We start from the raw sequence: 23,440 nt of genomic DNA, 5'->3' as shown, positions 1-23,440 counted from the left end.
TGTTCAACATTGTTGTGAAAGTGCACTGGAGTTGCTGAATTAGAGATCGGCACTCTATCTTTTTATCTATAATTCTGGAGTTTAAAATGTCTCTAAGCGTTGAAGCTAAAGCAAAAATCGTTTCCGAGTTTGGTCGTGGTTCTAACGACAGCGGTTCTACCGAAGTTCAGGTTGCACTGCTGACTGCTCAGATCAACCACCTGCAGGGTCACTTCTCTGAGCACAAAAGAGATCACCACAGCCGTCGTGGTCTGCTGCGTATGGTTTCTCAGCGTCGTAAACTGCTCGACTACCTGAAGCGTAAAGATGTAGCACGTTACACCAGCCTGATCGAGCGTCTGGGTCTGCGTCGCTAAGTCTTGCGAGTTTTAGAAAAAGGGGCCTTTTAAGGCCCCTTTTTTCAACCAGATGGCAGCAATTCTATGGAAACTAATGTATTGTTGCAGAGTGTGATCTTTATTGCAGAGGTTCGCGCGGCTAATGAGAGGCTTTATCCGCATGGGCGGGTTAGGGTTGTCATTAGTCGCGAGGATGCGATAGAGATCGGGTTAAACGGAGCAAGTGCAATCACCTGCTACCAAAGATTATTAAGGATATTATTTTGCTAACTCCGATTGTCCGTAAATTTCAATACGGTCAGCATACGGTCACAATAGAGACCGGTATGATGGCTCGCCAGGCTACCGCAGCAGTAATGGTAAGCATGGACGACACCGCTGTATTCGTGACCGTAGTCGGTCAGAAAAAAGCGAAAGCAGGCCAGGACTTCTTCCCACTGACTGTTAACTATCAGGAGCGTACTTACGCTGCTGGTCGTATCCCGGGTAGCTTCTTCCGTCGTGAAGGCCGTCCAAGCGAAGGCGAAACACTGATCGCGCGTCTAATTGACCGTCCAGTGCGCCCACTGTTCCCGGAAGGTTTCGTTAACGAAGTTCAGGTAATTGCGACCGTTGTTTCCGTGAACCCACAAGTTCACCCGGACATCGTTGCGATGATCGGTGCTTCTGCAGCTCTGAGCCTGTCTGGTATTCCATTCAACGGCCCAATTGGCTCTGCACGTGTTGGTTATATCAATGACCAGTATGTTCTGAACCCAACTGCTGATGAACTGAAAACCAGCAAACTGGACCTGGTTGTTGCCGGTACCGAAGGTGCTGTGCTGATGGTTGAGTCCGAAGCTGAGCTGCTGAGCGAAGATCAGATGCTGGGCGCAGTAGTATTTGGCCATGAACAGCAGCAAGTTGTTATCCAGAACATCAACTCTCTGGTTGCTGAAGCTGGCAAACCACGTTGGGATTGGCAGCCAGAAGCAGCTAACGAAGCGTTGAATGCGCGTGTTGCTGCACTTGCTGAATCTCGCCTGAGCGATGCTTACCGTATTACTGATAAGCAAGAGCGCTACGCGCAAGTCGACATCATCAAATCTGACGTCATCGCTGCACTGTCAGCTGAAGACGATTCAATTGATGCTGGCGAAGTCAGCGACATCCTGCACGCTATCGAGAAAAATGTTGTTCGTAGCCGCATTCTGGCTGGTGAACTGCGTATCGATGGCCGCGAAAAAGATATGATCCGTGGTCTGGATGTGCGTACTGGCGTTCTGCCACGTACTCACGGTTCTGCACTGTTCACCCGTGGTGAAACTCAGGCGCTGGTTACAGCAACTCTGGGTACCGCTCGTGATGCACAGAACCTGGATGAGTTGATGGGCGAACGTACCGACAACTTCCTGTTCCACTACAACTTCCCTCCGTACTCCGTAGGTGAAACCGGCATGGTCGGTTCACCGAAGCGTCGTGAGATTGGTCATGGTCGTCTGGCTAAGCGTGGCGTATTGGCTGTTATGCCAGAAGCTGACCGCTTCCCGTACACCGTGCGCGTAGTGTCTGAAATTACTGAATCTAACGGTTCTTCTTCCATGGCTTCCGTGTGTGGTGCTTCTCTGGCACTGATGGATGCAGGCGTGCCAATCAAAGCCGCTGTAGCCGGTATTGCGATGGGTCTGGTTAAAGAAGGCGATAACTTTGTTGTTCTGTCTGACATTCTGGGTGATGAAGACCACCTGGGCGACATGGACTTTAAAGTTGCTGGTAGTCGTGAAGGTATCTCTGCGCTGCAGATGGATATTAAAATCGAAGGTATCACCCGCGAAATCATGCAGGTTGCTTTGAACCAGGCTAAAGGTGCGCGTCTGCATATCCTTGGCGTAATGGAACAGGCTATCAATGCACCGCGTGGTGACATCTCTGAGTTCGCTCCACGTATTCACACAATCAAAATCAACCCAGACAAGATCAAAGATGTGATCGGTAAGGGTGGTTCTGTGATTCGTGCGCTGACCGAAGAAACCGGCACTACTATCGAAATCGAAGATGACGGCACAGTGAAAATCGCTGCGACCGATGGCGACAAAGCGAAATTCGCTATTCGTCGTATCGAAGAGATCACTGCTGAAATCGAAGTTGGCCGTATCTACAACGGTAAAGTTACTCGTATCGTAGATTTCGGTGCATTCGTTGCGATCGGCGGCGGCAAAGAAGGTCTGGTACACATTTCTCAAATCGCTGACAAGCGCGTAGAGAAAGTGACTGACTACCTGCAAATGGGTCAAGAAGTTCCAGTTAAAGTACTGGAAGTTGATCGCCAGGGCCGTGTTCGTCTGAGCATCAAAGAAGCAACTGAGCAGTCCCCAGCAGAAAGCGCAGCACCAGCTGCACCAGAAGCTGAGTAAGCTATACCAATTAAGCTCTCCATGGTGACATGGAGAGCTATTTATTACGGGGCAGGGAGTCTCGTTTTAGAGCCGGCGGACAGGACGTCATCCATATGTTGTCTTCGGGAGTGGGAAATGAAGCCTTTTTTGCGCTGGTGTTTCGTTGCGACAGCTCTCGCGCTGGCAGGATGCAGCAACTCCTCCTGGCGTGAACGTGAAGTCCTGGCGGTGCCATTGCAGCCGACTTTGCAGCAAGAAGTTATTCTTGCACGCATGGAGCAGATACTTGCCAGCCGGGCTTTAACCGATGATGAGCGCGCGCAGCTTTTATATGAGCGCGGAGTGTTGTATGATAGCCTCGGCTTGCGGGCTCTGGCGCGAAATGATTTTTCACAAGCGTTGGCAATCCGCCCCGATATGCCTGAAGTATTCAATTACTTAGGTATATATTTAACGCAGGCAGGCAATTTTGATGCTGCCTATGAAGCGTTTGATTCTGTACTTGAGCTTGATCCAACTTACAACTATGCGCATTTAAATCGCGGTATCGCCCTCTACTACGGTGGTCGTTATCGTTTAGCGCAAGATGATCTGCTAGCGTTTTATCAAGACGATCCCAATGATCCTTTCCGTAGTCTGTGGCTCTACGTTGTTGAAAGCAATTTAGATGCAAAGCAGGCTAAAGTGGCGTTACAACAGCGCCTCGATAAATCGGATAAAGAGCAATGGGGATGGAACATTGTCGAGTTCTACCTGGGGAACATTAACGAAAAAACGTTAATGGAACGCCTCGAGGCGGACGCAACGGATAACACCTCGCTCGCTGAGCATCTCAGTGAAACCAACTTCTATTTAGGTAAGTACTACCTAAGTCTGGGGGAAAAGGACAGCGCCACGGCACTGTTCAAGTTAGCGGTCGCTAACAACGTACACAACTACGTTGAGCATCGTTATGCATTGTTGGAATTAGCGCTCTTGGGCCAGGAGCAAGATGACCTGGCAGAATCGGACCAGCAATAGCTGACGAACATCGATCAGCCCATAAACTTTTTTATTAAAGTCATCACCTTAACGGGTGAGGGCGTTTTTGTTCGTTAATCAACCAAATTTGAGCCGGTTCACACTTTTCAATGAAAATTGCAGGTCAATTTCACGATGAGTTATGTAGACTGGCCGCCATCTACGAGGCACGTGTACTACATGACTGATATCATCGAGACTACTACTATCGAAACTACTTTTTCTGATCTGGGTCTTAACGACTCCATCCTTAAAGCCCTGAACGATCTGGGTTATGAAAAACCTTCTCCAATCCAGGCAGAGTGTATTCCACAGCTGCTGGCTGGCCGCGATGTACTGGGTATGGCCCAGACTGGTAGCGGCAAAACTGCAGCGTTCTCTTTGCCGCTGCTGCACAACCTTGATCCAGAGCTGAAAGCACCACAAATCCTGGTGCTGGCACCGACCCGCGAACTGGCGGTTCAGGTTGCTGAAGCCATGACGGATTTCTCTAAACATATGCACGGCGTAAACGTTGTGGCCCTTTACGGTGGCCAGCGTTATGACGTGCAGCTGCGCGCCCTGCGTCAGGGACCACAAATTGTTGTTGGTACCCCAGGTCGTCTGCTTGACCACTTAAAACGCGGTACGCTGAATCTGTCCAACCTGAAAGGTCTGGTACTGGACGAAGCTGATGAAATGTTGCGTATGGGCTTCATTGAAGACGTTGAAACTATCATGGCGCAGATCCCAGAAGGTCATCAGACCGCTCTGTTCTCTGCAACTATGCCAGAAGCGATTCGTCGTATTACCCGTCGTTTCATGAAAGATCCGCAGGAAGTACGCATTCAATCTAGCGTGACTACTCGCCCGGACATCAGCCAGAGCTACTGGACTGTGCACGGTATGCGTAAGAACGAAGCACTGGTTCGTTTCCTTGAGTCTGAAGATTTTGACGCGGCGATCATTTTCGTACGTACCAAAAACGCAACTCTGGAAGTGGCAGAAGCCCTGGAACAAAGCGGCTATAACAGTGCTGCACTGAACGGCGACATGAACCAGGCGCTGCGTGAGCAAACTCTGGAGCGTCTGAAAGACGGTCGTCTGGACATCCTGATTGCAACTGACGTTGCAGCTCGTGGTCTGGACGTTGAGCGTATCAGCCTGGTTGTTAACTACGACATCCCGATGGACTCCGAGTCTTACGTTCACCGTATCGGTCGTACTGGTCGTGCGGGTCGTGCTGGCCGTGCTCTGCTGTTCGTTGAGAACCGTGAGCGTCGTCTGCTGCGTAACATCGAACGCACCATGAAGCTGACTATTCCTGAAGTTGAACTGCCAAACCGTGATCTGCTCAGTGAGCGTCGTCTGGCTAAGTTTGCAGCTAAAGTTCAGCAGCAACTGGAAAGCAGCGATTTGGATCTGTACCGTGGTCTGCTGGCAAAAATCCAACCTTCTGCTGAATCTGAAGAAGCGCTGGATATGGAGACACTGGCTGCAGCACTGCTGAAAATGGCACAGGGCGAACGTCCTCTGATCCTGCCACCAGATGCACCAATGCGTCCACGTCGTGAATTCCGTGAACGTGATGAGCGTTTCGAGCGTTCAGATCGTGCTCCACGTGGCGATCGTGCCCCACGCGGTGACCGTCCAGAACGTTCAGATCGTCCACAGCGTGATGGCGATGCACCACGTCGCGAACGTCGTGATGTTGGCGATATGGAGCTGTACCGTATTGAAGTTGGCCGTGATGATGGTGTTGAAGTTCGTCATATCGTTGGCGCTATTGCTAACGAAGGTGATATCAGCAGCCGTTACATCGGTAACATCAAGCTGTTCGGTACTCACTCTACTATCGAACTGCCAAAAGGCATGCCGGGCGAAATCCTGCAGCACTTTACCCGTACTCGTATTCTGAACAAACCAATGAATATGCAGTTGATGGGTGATGCACAACCGCGTTCTGACCGTGGCGGCGAACGTCGTGGCGGCGGTGCTGGTGCAGGTGCTGGCCGTGGTTTCGGTGGCGGTGAGCGTCGTGAAGGCGGTCGCGGTCCACGTCGTGATGGCCCAGCAGGTGCTGGTGCACCACGCAGCTTCAGCGGCGAACGCCGTGAAGGTGGTCGTGGCCCACGTCGTGAAGATGGCGCAGCGCCAGCTCGTCGTCGTACAACTGAAGCTTAATTGACAGAAGTTTATGCCTGCTGTTCATCAGCAGGCAGTGATAAAAATCCTGGTTAATGCAACCGGGATTTTTTTTATCCAAATTGTACTCATGTACTGGTACAATGTTGCGCAGTAAACCTGTCGCTTCGACAGCCGTTCATCGTTTCAGGAATTCGTATGGCAACCTTATCGACCACCCAGGCCTCGCCGTCTATCTTCGGCGGTATCATGATTATTGGCGGCACAATAATTGGTGCAGGCATGTTTTCTCTGCCGGTGGTGATGTCCGGGGCGTGGTTCTTCTGGTCTTTAGCTGCACTGGTCGTAACCTGGTTTTGTATGCTGCATTCCGGTTTGATGATTCTGGAAGCCAACTTGAATTACCGCGTAGGCTCAAGTTTTGACACCGTCACCAAAGATTTGCTGGGCAAGGGGTGGAACCTGATCAATGGTCTTTCCATCGCATTTGTGTTGTATATCCTGACCTATGCCTACATTTCGGCAAGCGGCTCGGTGATTCACCATACGCTCGGTAAAATGTCTGTCGATTTCCCCGCGCGATTCGCCGGGCTGATTTTTGCTTTGATTGTGGCGTTTATTGTATGGCTCAGTACGCGCGCTGTTAGCCGTATGACAACCATCGTGCTTGGCGCGAAAATCCTGACTTTCTTTATGACGTTTGGCGGCCTGATGTGGCATGTTGAACCTGCAACGCTGCTGGATAGTAAAGCGATAAATCCGAGCTACTTCCCCTATCTGCTGATGACGCTGCCATTTTGCCTCGCCTCATTTGGCTACCACGGTAATGTGCCTAGCCTGATGAAGTATTACGGCAAAGATCCACAGACTATTAAGCGCTGCCTTGTCTGGGGAACGCTGATGGCGCTGGTGCTGTACATCATTTGGTTGGTGGGTAGCATGGGAAATATTCCGCGCAGTGATTTCATTGCCATTGCTGACAAAGGCGGGAACATTGATGTGCTGGTCGGGGCATTGAGTGGAGTCCTGAAAAGTCGTGCGTTGGATTTGCTGCTGATCGTATTTTCTAACTTCGCCGTAGCCAGCTCCTTCCTGGGTGTGACCCTTGGCTTATTTGATTATCTGGCCGACCTGTTTAAATTCGACGACTCGCCAATGGGACGTTTGAAAACCGCACTGGTGACCTTTATTCCGCCAATGCTAGGCGGTGTTATCTGGCCTGACGGGTTTATCTACGCGATTGGATTTGCGGGGTTAGCGGCGACTATCTGGGCGGCAATTGTTCCTGCTCTTCTGGCAAAAGCTTCTCGCAAGAAATTCGGCAGCCCTATTTACCGGGTATGGGGCGGCAATAAAATGATTGTGCTGATTCTTATCTTCGGTGTGACTAACGCCGCCATCCATATCCTTTCAAGCTTCGATTTACTGCCGGTTTATCACTAAAATTTCGCCCCTCATCTGAGGGGCGAAAACTTTACAGGCTTTCGTACACATCCATCGCCAGGTCAAAGGAATGCAGGCGAGCTTCGGTATCAAAAATTTGGCCGTTAACCATTATTTCATCAGCCTGCGTTTCACGCAGCAATGAGATCAGACCGTGGCGTACTTTCGCAATATCTCCCACCAGAGACATGCTCAATGCCTGCTGCACGCCATATTTCTCAGCCGGGCTCCAGAAGCTATCCATGTTTTCAATCGGTGGTGGCAACTGGCCAGTTTCACCACGACGTAATTTAGCGAAAGCTTGCTGCATCGAAGTGAACAGGAATTCAGCATCGCGGTTGCTGTCAGCGGCAATAATGTTAATGCACACCATGGCGTAAGGTTTTTCCAGTCGGGCAGATGGTTTAAACTGGGCACGATAAAGTTGCAGCGCCTGGAACAACATATCGGGTGCAAAGTGTGAAGCAAAGGCAAACGGCAGTCCAAGTTGTGCCGCCAGTTGAGCGCTATACAAGCTTGAACCCAGCAGCCAGACAGGAATTTTAGTGTTGTAGCCAGGAACCGGGCGCACTGCCGGGTTTGGATCGGTTGCGTCAAACCACGAAACCAGCTCACTGACATCCCGCGGGAAGTTATCGATATCGCCACTCATATGGCGGCGTAATGCCATCATTGTGCGCTGATCGCTGCCTGGCGCGCGCCCTAATCCCAGGTCAATACGCCCAGGATAAAGCGTTTCCAGCGTACCAAACTGCTCGGCAATCACTAAAGGTGAGTGATTCGGCAACATTACGCCACCGGAACCGAGGCGCAAAGTTTCAGTATTTGCCGCCAGATAACCAATCAGCACGGATGTTGCCGCACTGGCGATACCGGTCATATTGTGGTGCTCAGCCAGCCAGTAGCGGTGATAGCCACGCTTTTCGGCAAGGCGAGCTAAATCCAGAGAGCGATGAAACGCGTCACGCGGCTGAGAGCCTTGTGGGATTGGGGCCAGATCGAGTAATGAGAAAGGAGTCTGAGACATAGCGGCTCACTCTGTTTATTGATGATTGCCTTTCAGTATTGCCGAAAACCATCAACAATTAAGTAACAAAGTGAGCCTTTTCTCAGCTATGAGTAACCAGTTCTAAGCCAGCGACGCGTCGCCAGTAACCATTACAATCGTTTTGCTGTGCCAGAGACAACGGCGCATTGCCGTTCTCATTTTTGCGGAAGGCTTCCAGAACGCGAAGTGTTTCCATGCCCATCGGTGATAAACGCACCATATCGACTAAGCCTTTCATCGATGCCAGTTCATTTCCGAGGTTGTACACATAACCGCTCATAGTCTGAATACCGTTTAGCACAAACACTTGCTGGTTTTCCTGAGACAACATATTGCGGCCGACAGGATATTTAATGCAGCAGGTTTCGCATTCATCTTTTGGCTTGTCTTCGGAACGCGCGGTGAAACAGCGTGCGGAATACGCTAAAGGCAAATGGCCATAGCTGAGCACTTCAACTTCAAACTTATTGCGAATGCCTAACTCATCACACTGAGTGAGCATGTTAGCCAACCAGTCACGCGAAAGCTCAACGGGCATACACCAACGAACCATGCCTTGTTTGTGCAGCAACCGAAGCGTCACCGCGTTATAGCAGTTAAGCGCATGGCCTGCGACAAAAGGCAGTTTGCGTTCTGCCGCCATATTCACAGCACCGAGGTCATTGGCTTCAATCAGGAAATCACCGTTTTCAACATAGCGCTTGAGCTCGTTTAACTCGGAAGGAGCCTGAACCAACGCCAAAGTTGAAAGCACAACTTGCTTGCCCTGGCCTGCAAGGCTCTTCGCCATATCCAGCCAGTCGCCGGTTTTGGTTGCGCGACGTTTGCTGCATACCGATTCACCAAGATAGATCGTCTCGGCACTGCTGTTTGCCGCCGCCTGGTAAAATTTTTCCAACGTCTCTTTTGGCCAGTAGTACAGAACTGGCCCTAATGAATATTTCATGGTTATCCCTACTGCCATTTACGGTGATAGGCACCGAGAGTAGTTTGCGTACCTTCGGCCATTGCCCCCAGATCTTCCATCCACGCAGGTTTCGCACGGTAGTTTTCCGGATCAGCCATACACAGATCGATTGCCTGACGCCAGACTTTCGCCACTTGACTGACATAGGCCGGGCTACGCTGGCGGCCTTCGATTTTCACTGATGCAATATTCGCGGCTAATAATTCAGGCAGCAGCTCAAGTGTGTTCAGGCTAGTTGGTTCTTCGAGAGCGTGATATTTCTGATCGTCAACCAGATAGCGGCCTTTACACAGCGTTGGGTAACCTGCATTTTCACCATCCTGATACCTGTCGATAAGAACATCGTTGAGGCGTGATTCGAGGCCTTGTGGAGTTTGTTGCCAACGCACAAAACGCGCAGGAGAACATGCACCTACGGTATTTGGTGATTCGCCGGTCAGGTAGGAAGAAAGATAGCAACGCCCTTCGGCCATGATGCACAAGCTACCAAACGCAAAAACTTCCAGTGGCACGGGGGTCACTCGAGCCAACTGTTTTACCTGATGAATGGATAACACGCGCGGTAAAACAACGCGCGCAACGTCGAAGTTGCGATGATAAAAGCGGACAGCTTCTTCATTGGTGGCGGAGGCTTGTACCGATACGTGGCGCTCAATATGCGGGTAACGTTCAGCCGCGTATTCAAGCATGGCAAGGTCGGCCAGAATTAAAGCGTCGGCTCCGAGTTGCGCTGCCATATCTACTGCACGTTGCCAGCGAACGTAGCCGTCCGGATGCGCAAACGTATTGATAGCGATATGCAGTTTACGGCGATGTTGATGCACGTAACTTACCGCTTCTTGCAGTTTCTTCTCCGTGAAATTCAGTCCAGCAAAATGGCGAGCGTTGGTATCATCTTTAAGACCAATGTAAACCGCATCGGCACCATTATCGATGGCCGCTTTTAACGCCGGTAAGTTTCCAGCTGGGCAAAGCAACTCCATAATTTATCCTGAATCATTGGGTAACCTCAGAGGAAACCCATGCGGCCCAGTGTCGGACAGCAAAATTGTTAACGAACTGGGATTTTAGTTAACCCGTCCACGACAAATTTTGATTTAAGGCAGCTAATGGCGTATTGATGAAATCAATATGATGGTATTGATAACCCGCAAACTTGTTGATTTACACCGCTACGGAGAATGGCTGGTGTGTCAAAATAGCGGTTAAATTTCTCAAGGAGTAAAGCTTGTGTTGGATAAATTGCGTTCACGCCTGGTCCATCTTGGCCCGTCACTGTTAAGAACACCGGTTAAACTCACACCCTTTGCTCTAAAGCGCCAGGTGCTTGAACAGGTTCTTGGCTGGCAGTTCCGTCAGGCAATGGAAGAAGGTGAACTCGAATTTCTTGAGGGACGCTGGCTAAGTATTGAAGTGCGCGATCTCGGCCTAAAATGGTTTACTTCGGTACAAGACAATAAACTGGTTGTGCGTGAAGATGCTCCGGCTGATGTGAGTTTCAGTGCGACAGCCAACGATTTGTTGATGATTGCTGCTCGTAAACAAGATCCCGACACCCTGTTTTTCCAACGCCGCCTGATGATTGAAGGTGACACCGAACTGGGTCTGTACGTCAAAAATTTAATGGATGCCATTGAGCTGGATGCGATGCCAAAACCATTACGCATGCTGCTGCTGCAACTGGCTGATTTTGTCGAAGCGGGGATGAAACACAAACCTGCTCCAGAAAGTAACTCGGTAGGTGAGCCATGCTAATTCGTGTAGAAATACCTATTGATGCTCCAGGCATCGATGCTTTACTTCGCCGCTCCTTTAATGGCAATGGCGAAGCGGATTTGGTGAAGGATTTACGAGAAGACGGCCTGTTAACTCTGGGTGTTGTTGCCACAGATGAAGAAGGCCAGGTCGTCGGTTATGCCGCATTCAGTCCGGTTGCGGTAGAAGGTGAAGAGCTTCAGTGGGTTGGCCTCGCACCACTGGCTGTAGATGAGGCTTATCGCGGCCAGGGGCTGGCGAAAAAACTGGTTTATGAAGGGCTCGATTCACTCAATGAATTTGGCTATGCCGCTGTTGTAACGTTAGGCGAACCTGCGCTGTATAGCCGCTTTGGTTTTGTTCCAGCGGCGCAACATGGCTTGCGTTGTATCTGGCCCGATACCGAAGCCCATTTCTTGATTCATCCATTGGCTGATGACGCGCTTAATGGTGTCTCAGGGCTGGTGGAATATCACGAGCACTTTAATCGCGAATTTTAATCCCCATCATCTTTCGCGCTGCAGGGGTGTTTGGCTGCACTCCTGCAACACGAAATCTATTGGGGATATTTTATGTTTGAAGGTCTGCCAGCAGATCTTCAAAAGACAATTCCCCGGCAACTAAACACTCTTTCTGCGCTTTAGTTAGCTGCTTGATACGATACTCCAGGCGCAACGCGCTTGAGCGATCACCAACCAGATGGCTAAAGGCCAATGTTAACTCGCCTTTCCCACGTAATGCTTTCGCACCTTTCCCGGTCTGATGCTGAGAGAAACGGCGTTCCACATCGGTGGTAATGCCCGTATATAAACGGTTATCGAGGGTGCGGACTAAATAGAGATACCAGGGGGACATAGGTCGGGCGCATAATTGATGTTTTCCGCAGAATATCACTCTTCAGGTTGCACATGGAAACTCTCAATGCCATCAGTCGTTGGCTGAACAAACAGCATGTACTGACTTACTGCGCAGGCAGTAATGGTGATTTATGGTGCGCTAACGCGTTCTACTTATTTGATGAACAACGTGTCGCTTTCTACCTGTTAAGCGAAACTCATACTCGTCATGGTGAGCTGATTGGTCAACAAGCCAATGTGGCCGGAACGGTAAATGGGCAGCCTAAAACCGTGGCGCTAATTCGTGGCGTACAGTTTCGTGGTGAAATCACGCGGGTTTCAGAGCAAGAAGCCGACAGCATTCGTGCTCGTTACTGCAAACGCTTCCCGGTGGCGCGAGTGATGAAGGCACCGGTGTGGGAAATTCGTCTTGATGAAATAAAAATGACCGATAACACGCTCGGTTTCGGTAAAAAGCTCCATTGGTTGCGAGATGACACTAAACTTGGTGAATAAGCGAGAGGAGATCTTATGAGCCGGGTTTTGATAACAGGAGCCACAGGGCTGGTTGGTGGGCACTTACTTCATATGCTGATTAACGAACCGCAAGTCAGCCACATCGTTGCTGCGACGCGGCGTCCATTGCCGCCGATGAACAAAGTCACCAACCCTCACGATCCCCAGCTAAGCGACGCTCTGACACAATTAACCGAACCGCTGGATGTCGTTTTTTGCTGTCTTGGCACCACGATGCGTGAGGCAGGAAGCAAAGAAGCTTTTGTGCTGGCGGATTACACGCTGGTGGTGGATACAGCCATCACCGGGCTACGTCTGGGAGCTAAACAGATGCTGGTGGTAAGCGCCATTGGCGCGAACAGCAAATCGCCATTCTTTTATAACAGGGTAAAAGGGGAGATGGAGGAGGCACTGATAGCGCAACAGTGGCCACGGTTGACGATTGCTCGTCCGTCCATGCTGCTTGGCCATCGGGAATCACAGCGCTTAAATGAGTCGCTGTTTGCTCCTTTGTTCAAAATCATGCCAGGGAAGTGGAAGTCCATTGAAGCAAGGGATGTGGCGAAAGCAATGCTGCATGAGGCGCTTAAACCCGCAGGCGAGGGTGTGAATATTCTGGACTCAAGCCAGTTACGTGAAATAGCAAAAGCCCCGTAAGGGGCTTAACGCAAATGATGTACGACCTGGTTGCTGCTGCCGCGCCAGACCAGCGCTGGGTCTTTCAAATCCTGAACGAACTTGCCATCGATTAGCACGTTAATTAAATCAACCACTTCGCACTGAGTTTCGGTTAATTCATCAAGCTTGTAACCCGTCCACATCCAGATATCTTTGCCAGGACATTGGGCCCGAACCCGTTGCACCAGTTTCAGCACATCCGGCACGTTTTGTGGATGCAGCGGATCGCCGCCCGAAAGCGACAACCCCTGGCGACGTATCCGCGTATCGTTCAGATCGGCAATAATCCGGTCTTCCATTTCCTGGGTGAACGCCATACCGGAATTAACCCGCCAGGTGCTTTTGTTATAGCACCCAACGCATTCATGCACGCAACCGGAAACAAACAGCGTACAGCGTGTTCCCGGCCCGTTGACGATGTCGACCGGGTAATACTGATGGATATTCATTTTCGCTTCTCACTTGCCATCATAGCTGCGTTAGCTGCTCTCAATCCCCCTGGTCACTGACTTTAGTCAGCTCCCAGGGATTCTTCGTTTGCCGCCTTGCTCTGACGTCAATTGCTTTGCGAAAGGCCAATCTGCCCATTACCTAAATGCTTCACGCGGCGCTTCACTTCTTCTTGCTTACCTGCGTTAAACGGACGTGCGTCCGGGCTGCCGAGATAACCACAAACACGGCGTGTTACCGATACACGAGCGGCATCGTGGTTGCCACATTTCGGGCAGGTGAAACCTTTGCTGGTGCATTCAAACTCACCGGTAAAGCCACACTCGTAGCACTCATCAATTGGTGTATTGGTGCCGTAATACGGAACGTGTTTGTAGCTGTAATCCCACACATCTTCCAGCGCTTGCAGGTTATGCTGAATGTTCGGGTATTCGCCGTAACAGATAAAACCACCGTTCGCGACCGGTGGATACGGTGCTTCAAAATCGATTTTGTCGTACGGGTTAACTTTTTTCTCAACATCTAAGTGGAAGCTGTTGGTGTAGTAACCTTTATCGGTGACGCCCGGAACCACACCAAATTCAGCGGTATCAAGACGGCAGAAACGGTCGCACAGGTTTTCACTTGGCGTGCTGTACAGGCTGAAACCGTATCCGGTTTCGTCTTTCCAGGTGTCGGTGGCCTGGCGCAGACGTTCGACAATCGCCACGGCTTTCGCACGTAATTCTTCACTGTCATAAACGTGCTGGTTACCAAACAGTGCATTCACTGTTTCATGGATGCCGATATAACCCAGGGAGATCGACGCGCGGCCATTTTTAAAGATCTCAGAAACGTCATCGTCTGCTTTCAGGCGTACGCCACAAGCCCCTTCCATATACAGGATTGGCGCCACGCGAGCTTTTACCCCTTCCAGACGTGCGATACGTGTCATCAGCGCCTTGTAAGCCAGTTCCAGGCGGCTATCGAGAAGCGTCCAGAAAGTCGCTTCGTCACCTTTCGCTTCCAGCGCAATACGCGGTAGGTTCAGGCTGATCACGCCGATGTTGTTGCGGCCATCGTGGATTTGCTCGCCATTTTCTTCGTACACACCAAGGAAACTGCGGCAGCCCATTGGCGTTTTGAACGAGCCGGTGACTTTCACAACCTGGTCGTAGTTCAGGATGTCCGGATACATGCGCTTGCTGGCGCACTCCAGAGCGAGCTGTTTGATGTCGTAGTTCGCATCGCCCGCTTTGTGGTTCAGGCCATCTTTAATGGCGAAGACCAGTTTTGGGAACACCGCCGTTTTACGGTTTTTGCCCAGGCCCGCGATGCGATTGCGCAGAATAGAAGTCTGAATCAGGCGCGACTCCCAACTGGTGCCCAGCCCGAAACCAAAGGTCACAAACGGCGTCTGGCCGTTGGCGGTGTGGAGCGTATTCACTTCATATTCCAGCGACTGGAAGGCGTCGTAACACTCTTTCTCAGTACGGGAAAGCGCGTAGCCTTTCGCATCCGGGATCTGCCATTCTTCGGCAGTTTCACGATGTTTTTCAAAACTTGCTGTCACAAACGGAGCCAGCACTTCATCAATGCGGTTAATGGTGGTGCCGCCATAAATGTGGCTGGCAACCTGGGCAATGATTTGCGCGGTGACGGCTGTGGCAGTGGAGATGGATTTTGGCGGCTCAATCTCAGCATTACCCATCTTAAAGCCGTGCGTCAGCATGCCTTTAAGATCGATAAGCATGCAGTTAAACATCGGGAAGAACGGGGAGTAATCCAGATCGTGGTAGTGAATATCACCACGTTCATGCGCCAGAACCACATCGCGCGGCAACAGATGCTGTGAGGCATAGTGTTTAGCCACGATACCGGCTAGCAGGTCGCGCTGAGTCGGGATAACTTTGCTGTCTTTATTGGCATTTTCATTGAGCAAAGCGGAGTTGGTTTGTTCTACCAGACCCCGAATTTCCTGGTTCAGGCGGCCACGCTTCTCACGTTCGATATCGCGGTCATGGCGATATTCGATATAAGCGCGTGCAAGTTGCTTGTAGTCACCAGCCATCAGTTGGTTTTCAACTGCGGTCTGGATTTCGCCAATATCTACCTGGCTGCGGCCTTCCATCTGCGCACGGACAATATCTGCGACGCGGCCGCAATAGTCTGCGTCATCGACTCCCGCTGCTTTAGCTGCACGAAGAATAGCTTCTTTAATGCGCTCTGAAGTGAAAGGTACTTTGCACCCGTCTCTTTTCATCACATGCGGTGTCATGATTTCTCCATTTTAAAAAAGGTTATCCACAAAGGGATAGAAGGGTTCGCAAGCGGGATTCACTCGCTTTGCCATAGACTTTGCTTTTTTGGGTCTATGTTTATCCACAGATAATCCCCAGAATCGTCTGTGATACTTGTTGCTATAATAGTCGAAAAATACAAGATATAGGGGCGGGGTGCATTTTAAGGTCTATATGTAGTGATTTGCATCAAAGATGTTTGCGATTTTATTGATGCAGAACAAAGTAAATCGGGCATAGCAGGAGGGATGGGCTGCGGACAAAACGCTTAAAATCAGAAGGAGGAGATCTCCCTCAAATATGAGGGAGAAATCGGATAAGGATTAACCTTGCAACCAATAAACAGCCTCGAATGGCCGTAAGCTTATCTCACCAGGTTTACTTCCCGGGTCAGAATAGTTGCTCATCAGCACATCCCAGTTACCTTCGAAGGCTTCCGGCATCCACCACTGGTTTTCACGGCTGAGGTTGGCTGCGACAACCAATGTTTGCCCTTGCCACTCACGGCGGTAACACCACAAATACGGGTGCTCCGGCAGCAGATCCTGATAGCTACCCCAGGTGAAAACAGGGTTTGCTTTGCGCAGTTTAATCAGCTGCTGGTAGGCATAAAACACCGAATCCGGGTCATCAACCGCCGCTTTGGCATTGATGGTTTGATAGTTATCGCAAAGGTTAATCCACGGTGTTCCCTGGGTGAAACCTGCGTTTTCGCCATCGTCCCACTGCATCGGTGTGCGGCTGTTATCACGTGATTTGCTGGCAAGAATAGCCAGCAGATTATCGCTATCTCTGCCTTGCGCACGCAGTTCGGCGTACATGTTGTGGCTTTCCACATCGCGATAATCAACGATACGTTTGAAGTGTGGATTGGTCATCCCCAGCTCTTCGCCCTGATAAATATAAGGCGTGCCTTGCATACCGTGCAGCACCATGCCCAGCATCTTCGCCGCAGGAACGCGCAATTCACCTTCATCACCAAAGCGCGACACAATTCGCGGCTGGTCGTGGTTACACCAGAACAACGCATTCCACGCCACATTGTGCATGCCTTGTTGCCAGTGGCTGAAAATCGCTTTCAGCGCGACGTAATCAGGAGCCGCCAGCGTCCATTTTTGCCCGCCAGGGTAGTCCACTTTTAGATGGTGGAAGTTGAACGTCATCGACAGTTCATTGCTGTTCAGCGCCGCATATTGCTGGCAGTTATCAAGCGTGGTTGATGACATTTCACCAACCGTCATCAACCCGCGTGGCGTAAACACATCGCGGCTGAATTCTTGCAAATATTCGTGAATGCGTGGCCCGTCGGTATAAAAACGACGCCCGTCACCGCCATCAATATCGCTTGGGAAATCTTGATCTTTCGATATCAGGTTGATCACATCGAGGCGTAAACCATCCACGCCGCGATCGGACCAGAACTCGCAGACTTTCTTCAGTTCCGCACGAACCTGCGGGTTTTCCCAGTTCAGATCCGCCTGCTCTGGAGCAAACAGGTGCAGATAATACTGGCCGCTTTCCGCATGCCAGCGCCAGGCGTTACCACCGAATTTAGAGCGCCAGTTGTTAGGCACCAGATCTGGCGTACCGTCGCGCCAGATATAAAATTCGCGGTAAGGGCTCTCTTTATTCAGCGCTTCGTGGAACCAGGCGTGCTGCGTAGAGGTATGGTTAAAGACCATATCCAGGATGATGCGAATCCCACGGTCATGCGCTTGTGCGACCAGTTTGTCGAAATCATCCAATGTGCCGTAAGTCGGATCAATCGCGCAGTAGTTGGCAACGTCGTAGCCATTATCAATCTGCGGGGAGATATAAAACGGGGTCAGCCAAATGGCATCAACGCCCAGCAGTTTTAAGTAGTCGAGGCGTTTAATGACGCCAGCAAGATCGCCGGTACCGCTGCCGGTCGTATCCTGAAAACTCTTCGGGTAGATCTGGTAGATGACACCATGTTGCCACCATGGAGGAGTTGTATTCATAAATCATTCCTAAATCTAAGGGGCCAATACTGGCCCCAGAAAAACAAACTACACCACTAGCAATGTGCCCTGACGGTATTTGCGCTTATACATCACGCTGGTCAGTACGATTGGCACGATGACGGCAATCAGAATCGCCAGGGAGTAAACTTCCCAGTAACGTGGCTGGATGGACAGAATGCCAGGCAAGCCACCGACGCCAATCCCGTTTGCCATCACACCACTGAGGCCACACAGCAAGCCTGCAAGTCCTGAGCCAACCATCGCGCAAAGCATTGGGAAGCGGTACTTCAGGTTGATGCCGTACATCGCCGGTTCGGTAACACCGAGGTAAGCGGAAATCGCCGCCGGAACTGAAATCTCACGTTCGTTATGTTTGCGGCTGCAAATAATAATGCCGACTACCGCTGATGCCTGAGCAATGTTAGACAGTGCAATCAGTGGCCACACCGGTGTGCCGCCCATGCTCTGAATCATCTGCATATCAATGGCGAGTGTTGTCTGATGCACACCGGTAATCACCAGCGGTGCGTACAGGAAGCCAAAGAGTGCTGCACCAATCGGTGCAAAGCTGCCGGTCATCAAGTGGCGAACCGCAAAGGCCACACCGTCTCCAATCCAGCGACCAAATGGGCCGATAAACGCATGTGCCAGGAACACAGCCAGAATCAGCGAACAAACAGGCACTATTACAAGATAGAGGTAATCTGGAACGATGCGTTTCAGACGCGTCTCAATAAAACCAAGAGCCAGGCCTGCCAGCAGTGCTGGAATCACCTGTGCCTGGTAGCCCACTTTTTCGATGGTGAACCAGCCAAAGTTCCAAACTTCCGGAATTTTGCTACCTAATTCATAGGCGTTCATCAATTGCGGTGATACGAGCGTTACGCCAAGCACAATCCCAAGGATAGGCGTTCCGCCCATTTTCCGCACAGCTGACCAGCAAATACCGACCGGCAGATAGAAGAAAATTGCCTCGCCAATCAGCCACAAGAAGTCGTAGATGGATTGCAAAGAAGGGTGCATCTGCGCCAGCGTGAGCCCGTTGCTCATTGGCAAATCGCCAATCACATTACGGAAGCCGAGTATCAAACCACCGCTGATCAACGCCGGTAAAAGCGGGAAGAAGATCTCTGCAAAATGGGAAATTAACTGCTCATGCCATTTCATGTTCTGGCGTGCGGCGAGCTTCGCTTGTTCTTTATCGGCGGAGCTGTGCCCTGTGGCGGCAATCAACGCCTGATAGTAATCACCCACTTCAGGGCCAATCACAACCTGGAACTGCCCGGCATTGGTAAAGCAGCCTTTAACCATCGGCAGCTCTTCAATCTCTTTTGGTGAAGCTGCTTGTGGGTTGTTCAACACAAAACGCAACCGGGTAATGCAATGACTCACGGTTGCGATATTGCCCCGTCCGCCGACCAGGTCTATCAGCTTTTCTATATCCTGTTGTTTCACTTTGGCCATGATGAGGTTCCAGAGTAAGGAGTAATTATCTGCCAGCAAGGTTATCTTTTAATCTTTTCTTCGAAAACGGGAACGTTCCCGAAACAAGGCGACGATCACAATAAACCTGAGATCGGGGCATTTATTGAAGAGTGCAGGGGATGACTATTTGGCGTAGCTCACGATCTTGCGTAACTTGCCCAATCAACTGTAATACAGCCTGGCGGCCCGCTTCCGCATAACCGGGATCGACTGTGATGATTTCCGGATGAAGAAATTTCATCAGCGGCGTGTTGCCCACACTGGCTAGTTGCAGCGCGTTGCTCTGGTGCTCCTGCAAATATTTGCTGGCGCCCAAAGCGAGGGTATCGGTCGCGCATACCAGCGCGGTGGTTTCCGGTAACAACACTTCGGCGACGTGCTCGTAACCCTGTTTCATCGCAAGCCCTGGCAGTGCCACGTTTGGCGTTAGCTGGTGCTCTTTGCAGAAGGCGAGATAGGCATTATGGCGGCGTAACCCTGTTGTCACATCGCTATGTGGCACGCCAAGAAAACTAATGTGTCGATGGCCTTGGGAATAGAGTTTTGCCATCAGGCTGGTGATGGCACCTTCATCGTCATAACAAACCGAGGCAAACCCTTTGGCATCACGCGCCATCAGAACCAGCGTCGATTGCCACGAGGTGAGCATTTTTTCGTTGATGCCGGTAAAACCGAACAGAATCACACCGTCGATATTGCGCCGTTTGAGCATGCCAAGATGTTCTTCGACCAGTTCCGGGTCGAACTGGCTTTCCATCATGATCGGATCGTATCCCTGCTCGTAAAGAGACGGCAGCATGGTTTGCACCGCAAGATTCTCAGACAGTGAATCCAGACGTGTCACAATAATGGCGACCACTTTATCGCTCTGCCCACGCATCGCACGCGCCGAACGAGAAGGGGAGAAACCTTCTTGCTGCATGACCGCCTCCACGCGTTCTCGTGTGCGAGCGCTAACGCCGCTTTCATTATTCAAAACGCGAGAAACAGTGGATTTACCGACACCGCTTAAACGAGCGATGTCTTTGATAGTGAGGCGGCTTTGCATCGTATAGGTTCCCGGCAATCAATTGCTCATTAGAGTAAGGCGCCTCAACAATACCACAATGGAAAAAATCTGGTTTACGCCAGGTTTAGGTTTGCGGGCGTAGAATACCTGCCAGTATTGTAATGACTTTTTCTTTTAACCGGAGGCGACATGGAACCTGATCCCAGTCCAGACCCTGTAATGACAGGAATAATCCGGTAATCCTCCCTCTTTTAGATGTGGTTGCCTTACCGGATCGCGTAAGGCAGCGGCCTCGATCGTACTTTTCAACGATGTCCCTGCTGATAAAAAAATTTGACCTGTAAGGTATGGCTTTGTCGTGCCTGCATGTCACCAGGCTCCGCATTTTGCGGCGCCGAGGGACTACTATGCTGTTAAAAAATCTGACCCGGCAGTTGTTTGCACAACTGAGCCGTCACCTGCCACGTCGCTTGATCCAACGCGACCTGATGCCAGACGACAACACCGTTGCTCATGCCCAAGAGGTTCCAGCCTCTCTGAGTGAAGCCTGCCTGAAATATGCCGCAGCCTCGGAAGAACAACTGTATCGCGATTTTAAAAGCCATCCTGAAGGTCTAAATGAGCGTGAAGTTGAACAGGCACTTGAGCTTCATGGCCCGAACCAAATCCCTGCGCAAAAGCCGTCGCCATGGTGGGTTCATCTTTGGACGTGCTACCGCAACCCATTCAATATACTGCTTACCATTCTTGGTATTGTTTCCTACTCCACTGAGGATATGTTTGCCGCCGGCGTCATTGCGCTGATGGTGGTGATAGCTACGCTGCTCAACTTCATCCAGGAGGCGCGTTCTACCAAAGCGGCGGATACGCTCAAAGCGATGGTCAGCAACACCGCGACTGTACTGCGTGTCGTGAATGAAAACGGTGAAAATGCGTTTATCGAAATCCCGCTCGATCAATTAGTGCCTGGCGATATCGTCAAACTGGCGGCAGGCGATATGATCCCGGCAGATCTACGTGTCTTACAGGCTCGCGATCTTTTTGTCGGCCAGGCTTCGCTCACGGGCGAATCTTTGCCGGTTGAAAAGGTAGCAGTCAGTCGCGATATGTCGCACAACAACCCTCTGGAATGCGACACGCTGTGCTTCATGGGCACCAACGTAGTGAGCGGCACGGCGCTTGCGATGATTATCGCAACGGGTGGCAATACATGGTTTGGCCAACTGGCCGGGCGCGTCACGCAACAAGAAAGTGAGCCCAATGCTTTCCAGAAAGGTATCAGCCGAGTGAGCTGGGTGCTGATCCGCTTTATGTTGGTGATGACGCCCATTGTGCTGCTGATCAATGGCTTCACTAAAGGTGACTGGTGGGAAGCGGCGCTATTCTCGCTCTCTGTCGCGGTGGGTTTAACGCCTGAAATGTTGCCGATGATTGTCACGTCGACGCTTGCTCGCGGTGCGGTGAAACTCTCTAAACAGAAAGTGATCGTCAAACACCTCGATGCAATCCAGAACTTTGGCGCAATGGATATTCTTTGCACCGACAAAACCGGCACGCTGACGCAAGATCGCATTGTTCTGGAGTCACACACCGATATTTTGGGGGCCACCAGCAACCAGGTGCTACATACCGCCTGGCTTAACAGCCATTATCAGACCGGGCTGAAAAACCTGCTTGATGTCGCGGTGCTGGAAGGTGTTGATGAGGATCATGCGCGTTACGCCGCCACACGCTGGCAGAAGGTGGATGAGATCCCGTTCGACTTTGAACGTCGTCGTATGTCGGTAGTGGTATCCGAGCAGCCGCAGGTGCATCAGTTGATCTGCAAAGGCGCGCTGCAGGAGATCCTGAACGTCTGCACACAGGTTCGTTATGGCGACGAGATCGTGCCGCTCAGCGAATCCTTGCTGGCGCGTATTCGCCGTGTGACTGACGATCTGAACCGCCAGGGCTTGCGTGTGGTGGCTGTAGCCACCAAATTCCTGCCTGCACGGAGTGAAGATTACGGTCGCGTAGATGAATCGGATCTGATCCTCGAAGGCTACATCGCGTTCCTTGATCCACCGAAAGAAACCACCGCGCCTGCTTTGAAAGCACTCAAAGCAAGCGGCATTGCCGTAAAGATCCTGACCGGGGATAGCGAGCTGGTGGCGGCGAAAGTGTGCCGTGAAGTGGGGCTGGATGTGGGTGATTTAGTTACCGGCAGTGAAATTGAAAACATGGCTGACGAAGAGCTTGCTGCACTGGCTGTTCGTACCACGCTGTTTGCACGCCTCACGCCAATGCATAAAGAGCGCATTGTGCGCCTGCTGCGTGGTGAAGGGCATGTGGTCGGCTTTATGGGCGACGGCATAAATGATGCGCCTGCATTGCGTGCGGCAGACATTGGAATTTCAGTGGATGGCGCGGTGGATATTGCGCGTGAGGCCGCAGATATTATCTTGCTGGAAAAAAGCCTGATGGTGCTGGAAGAGGGTGTGATTGAGGGCCGCAGAACCTTCGCCAACATGCTGAAGTACATCAAAATGACCGCCAGTTCTAACTTCGGTAACGTGTTTAGCGTGCTGGTGGCCAGCGCCTTCCTGCCGTTCTTGCCGATGCTGCCGTTGCACTTACTGATTCAGAACCTGCTGTACGATGTCTCCCAGGTGGCGATTCCGTTTGATAACGTAGACGATGAGCAAATCAAGAAACCACAGCGCTGGAACCCGGCAGATTTAGGCCGCTTTATGGTGTTCTTCGGGCCGATCAGTTCCATCTTCGATATTCTGACATTCTGCATCATGTGGTGGGTGTTCAAGGCCAACGTGCCGGAAGCGCAAACTCTGTTCCAGTCCGGTTGGTTCGTGGTGGGTTTACTGTCGCAAACATTGATTGTGCATATGATTCGTACTCGTCGTATCCCGTTCATTCAGAGCCGGGCGGCCTGGCCGTTGATGATCATGACATTGGTCGTGATGGTCGTTGGGATTGGCCTACCGTTTTCGCCGCTGGCAAGTTATCTGCAGCTCCAGGCGCTGCCGCTGAGCTATTTCCCATGGCTGATTGCGATCCTTGCGGGATATATGACGCTGACTCAGTGCGTGAAAGGTTTTTATAGCCGCCGTTACGGCTGGCAGTAATAAATAAGGC

Annotated in this window: 20 protein-coding genes; 11 read left to right on the top strand and 9 right to left on the bottom strand. The window is 51.1% G+C overall.

Annotated elements, in window-relative coordinates:
• Positions 1 to 86 precede the first annotated feature (86 nt).
• From rpsO to mtr, 6 genes are all read left to right on the top strand, one after another.
• Entirely contained in the window at positions 87 to 356 is a 270-nt protein-coding gene (rpsO, locus tag IX31_RS15360) for a 30S ribosomal protein S15 (protein WP_034459680.1), read from the top strand.
• Between the two features lie 245 nt (positions 357 to 601).
• Positions 602 to 2,731 (top strand): polyribonucleotide nucleotidyltransferase, encoded by a 2,130-nt coding sequence (gene pnp / locus IX31_RS15350; RefSeq protein WP_034459677.1) that lies wholly within the window; start codon positions 602 to 604, stop codon positions 2,729 to 2,731.
• 117 nt (positions 2,732 to 2,848) lie between these two features.
• On the top strand, positions 2,849 to 3,733 hold the full coding sequence (nlpI, locus tag IX31_RS15345; protein WP_034459675.1) for a lipoprotein NlpI: 885 nt from the start codon (positions 2,849 to 2,851) through the stop codon (positions 3,731 to 3,733).
• Positions 3,734 to 3,843: 110 nt separating this feature from the next.
• Positions 3,844 to 3,921, top strand: a complete 78-nt coding sequence (yrbN, locus tag IX31_RS23260; RefSeq protein ID WP_110510645.1) for a protein YrbN — start codon at positions 3,844 to 3,846, stop codon at positions 3,919 to 3,921.
• Positions 3,914 to 5,896 (top strand): DEAD/DEAH family ATP-dependent RNA helicase, encoded by a 1,983-nt coding sequence (locus IX31_RS15340; RefSeq protein WP_034459673.1) that lies wholly within the window; start codon positions 3,914 to 3,916, stop codon positions 5,894 to 5,896. The genes yrbN and IX31_RS15340 overlap by 8 nt, the downstream gene beginning before the upstream one ends.
• Before the next feature lie 159 nt (positions 5,897 to 6,055).
• Positions 6,056 to 7,300, top strand: coding sequence for a tryptophan permease (gene mtr / locus IX31_RS15335; protein ID WP_034459671.1), 1,245 nt, complete (start codon positions 6,056 to 6,058; stop codon positions 7,298 to 7,300).
• A 31-nt stretch (positions 7,301 to 7,331) separates the two neighbouring features.
• Here the strand turns inward: mtr and IX31_RS15330 are convergent, their stop codons facing one another.
• The 3 genes from IX31_RS15330 to ubiU form a co-directional block, all read right to left on the bottom strand.
• Entirely contained in the window at positions 7,332 to 8,327 is a 996-nt protein-coding gene (locus IX31_RS15330) for a luciferase-like monooxygenase (RefSeq protein ID WP_034459668.1), read from the bottom strand.
• 82 nt (positions 8,328 to 8,409) lie between these two features.
• On the bottom strand, positions 8,410 to 9,294 hold the full coding sequence (locus IX31_RS15325; RefSeq protein ID WP_034460127.1) for a U32 family peptidase: 885 nt from the start codon (positions 9,292 to 9,294) through the stop codon (positions 8,410 to 8,412).
• A gap of 8 nt (positions 9,295 to 9,302) precedes the next feature.
• On the bottom strand, positions 9,303 to 10,298 hold the full coding sequence (gene ubiU / locus IX31_RS15320; RefSeq protein WP_034459665.1) for a ubiquinone anaerobic biosynthesis protein UbiU: 996 nt from the start codon (positions 10,296 to 10,298) through the stop codon (positions 9,303 to 9,305).
• Positions 10,299 to 10,545: 247 nt separating this feature from the next.
• On the opposite strand from ubiU, the gene ubiT reads away from it, so the two are divergent.
• On the top strand, positions 10,546 to 11,070 hold the full coding sequence (gene ubiT / locus IX31_RS15315) for a ubiquinone anaerobic biosynthesis accessory factor UbiT (RefSeq protein WP_034459662.1): 525 nt from the start codon (positions 10,546 to 10,548) through the stop codon (positions 11,068 to 11,070).
• Positions 11,064 to 11,570, top strand: a complete 507-nt coding sequence (locus IX31_RS15310) for a GNAT family N-acetyltransferase (protein ID WP_034459659.1) — start codon at positions 11,064 to 11,066, stop codon at positions 11,568 to 11,570. The genes ubiT and IX31_RS15310 overlap by 7 nt, the downstream gene beginning before the upstream one ends.
• A 70-nt stretch (positions 11,571 to 11,640) precedes the next feature.
• On the opposite strand, the gene IX31_RS15305 is transcribed toward IX31_RS15310, so the two are convergent.
• Entirely contained in the window at positions 11,641 to 11,925 is a 285-nt protein-coding gene (locus IX31_RS15305; RefSeq protein WP_034459656.1) for a GIY-YIG nuclease family protein, read from the bottom strand.
• Between the two features lie 53 nt (positions 11,926 to 11,978).
• Here IX31_RS15305 and IX31_RS23435 point away from each other — a divergent pair, with 53 nt between their 5' ends.
• The gene (locus IX31_RS23435) at positions 11,979 to 12,422 is read left to right on the top strand and encodes a YhbP family protein (protein ID WP_034459653.1); all 444 of its coding nucleotides are present in this window, start codon (positions 11,979 to 11,981) and stop codon (positions 12,420 to 12,422) included.
• Positions 12,423 to 12,437: 15 nt separating this feature from the next.
• The gene (locus IX31_RS23430) at positions 12,438 to 13,079 is read left to right on the top strand and encodes an NAD(P)H-binding protein (protein ID WP_034459650.1); all 642 of its coding nucleotides are present in this window, start codon (positions 12,438 to 12,440) and stop codon (positions 13,077 to 13,079) included.
• Between the two features lie 5 nt (positions 13,080 to 13,084).
• On the opposite strand, the gene nrdG is transcribed toward IX31_RS23430, so the two are convergent.
• The 5 genes from nrdG to treR all read right to left on the bottom strand — a co-directional run bounded on the left by nrdG (position 13,085) and on the right by treR (position 20,347).
• Positions 13,085 to 13,549 carry an anaerobic ribonucleoside-triphosphate reductase-activating protein gene (gene nrdG / locus IX31_RS15290; RefSeq protein WP_034459648.1) on the bottom strand — a complete coding sequence of 155 codons (465 nt, stop codon included), beginning with the start codon at positions 13,547 to 13,549 and terminating at the stop codon, positions 13,085 to 13,087.
• Between the two features lie 107 nt (positions 13,550 to 13,656).
• Complete coding sequence (nrdD, locus tag IX31_RS15285; RefSeq protein ID WP_034459645.1) at positions 13,657 to 15,807, bottom strand: anaerobic ribonucleoside-triphosphate reductase; 2,151 nt, start codon at positions 15,805 to 15,807, stop codon at positions 13,657 to 13,659.
• Positions 15,808 to 16,152: 345 nt separating this feature from the next.
• The gene (treC, locus tag IX31_RS15280; RefSeq protein ID WP_034459643.1) at positions 16,153 to 17,811 is read right to left on the bottom strand and encodes an alpha,alpha-phosphotrehalase; all 1,659 of its coding nucleotides are present in this window, start codon (positions 17,809 to 17,811) and stop codon (positions 16,153 to 16,155) included.
• A 48-nt stretch (positions 17,812 to 17,859) separates the two neighbouring features.
• Entirely contained in the window at positions 17,860 to 19,278 is a 1,419-nt protein-coding gene (treB, locus tag IX31_RS15275) for a PTS trehalose transporter subunit IIBC (RefSeq protein ID WP_034459639.1), read from the bottom strand.
• Between the two features lie 121 nt (positions 19,279 to 19,399).
• On the bottom strand, positions 19,400 to 20,347 hold the full coding sequence (treR, locus tag IX31_RS15270; protein WP_034459638.1) for a trehalose operon repressor TreR: 948 nt from the start codon (positions 20,345 to 20,347) through the stop codon (positions 19,400 to 19,402).
• Positions 20,348 to 20,718: 371 nt separating this feature from the next.
• Between treR and mgtA the strand changes: the two genes are divergently transcribed.
• A complete protein-coding gene (gene mgtA, locus IX31_RS15265; protein ID WP_034460125.1) occupies positions 20,719 to 23,430 on the top strand; it encodes a magnesium-translocating P-type ATPase in 2,712 nt (903 codons plus the stop codon).
• The last annotated feature ends 10 nt before the right edge of the window (positions 23,431 to 23,440 follow it).

The organism is Buttiauxella noackiae (assembly GCF_000737905.1).
Taxonomy (GTDB): domain Bacteria; phylum Pseudomonadota; class Gammaproteobacteria; order Enterobacterales; family Enterobacteriaceae; genus Buttiauxella; species Buttiauxella noackiae.
Note: the sequence above shows the minus strand (reverse complement) of the source record. Positions and strands in the feature narration are given on the sequence as shown.